Here is an 894-nt window from a genome sequence, read left to right as displayed (position 1 = left end):
ACGTGTCGCTGTATAACGAAACCGACGGCAAAGGCATTCTGCCCACCCCCACCATTGGCGCGGTCGGCCTGCTTAGACATACGGAAGAGATCATCGGCAAAGAGGTCCGCGAGGGCCATGTCGCTTTGGTTCTGGGGGCCACCGAAGGTCATATCGGACAATCCGCCCTGCTGCTTGAAGTGTTCAACCGCCGCGATGGCGACGCCCCCCATGTCGATCTGGCGCTGGAGAAGGCCCACGGTGAATTCATCCGCGCCAACCGCGCGTTGATCAAAGCCTGCACCGACCTGTCTGACGGCGGTCTCGCGCTGGCAGCCTTTGAACTGGCGGACGAGGCCGGCGTCGGCGTGACCCTGGATTCTGCCGATACGCAGGTTCTGTTTGGCGAGGATCAAGCCCGCTATCTGATCGCCTGTAACTTCGATCAGGCCGAAGCCCTGATGATCGCCGCGCAAAACGCCGGTCTGCATCTGGAAAGCGTCGGCAAGTTCGGCGGGGATCAAGTCAACTTCGGCGGCGTCAAAGCGCCTTTGGCTGACCTGTCGGCGACCTATCGCGGGGCTTTTGCCGAAACCTTCGCCTAAGGGGTCGCCCCCATCATCTGCATCAATCGCGTTTTCTCGCCCCGGTCATCGGGGCGGGAGATCACCTCTGCCAGTTCTTGCAACGACGCAATCGAGTGACCGGCCCGAAAACTGTCGGTGAAGGGCAGCATCGCACGGATACCCGCCGCTTTGGGCGCGAATCCGTCCCACCGCAGCAGCGGATTTAGCCAGATCAGCCGACGTGCGGACAGATGCAACCGCTGCATCTGTCGCGCCAGATCATCGGGCGCATCGCGGTCCAGCCCGTCAGTGATCAACAGCACAACCGCACCCTGCCCCATGACCCGCC

The 894-nt window shown here is 62.2% G+C and carries 2 protein-coding genes; one reads left to right on the top strand and one right to left on the bottom strand.

The annotated features are described in order from the left end of the window. Positions 1–584 (top strand): AIR synthase-related protein (locus tag B3849_RS00350; protein ID WP_286779686.1); only part of this gene is annotated, 584 nt, incomplete at its 5' end. On the opposite strand, the gene B3849_RS00345 is transcribed toward B3849_RS00350, so the two are convergent. After that, a partial coding sequence (locus B3849_RS00345; RefSeq protein WP_286779685.1) for a VWA domain-containing protein occupies positions 581–894 on the bottom strand: 314 nt, incomplete at its 5' end. The genes B3849_RS00350 and B3849_RS00345 overlap by 4 nt on opposite strands.

The organism is Sulfitobacter sp. UBA4523 (assembly GCF_002388305.1).
GTDB lineage: Bacteria > Pseudomonadota > Alphaproteobacteria > Rhodobacterales > Rhodobacteraceae > Sulfitobacter > Sulfitobacter pontiacus.
The sequence above is the reverse complement of the archived record's forward strand: the minus strand, read 5'-3'. Positions and strand labels throughout refer to the sequence as shown.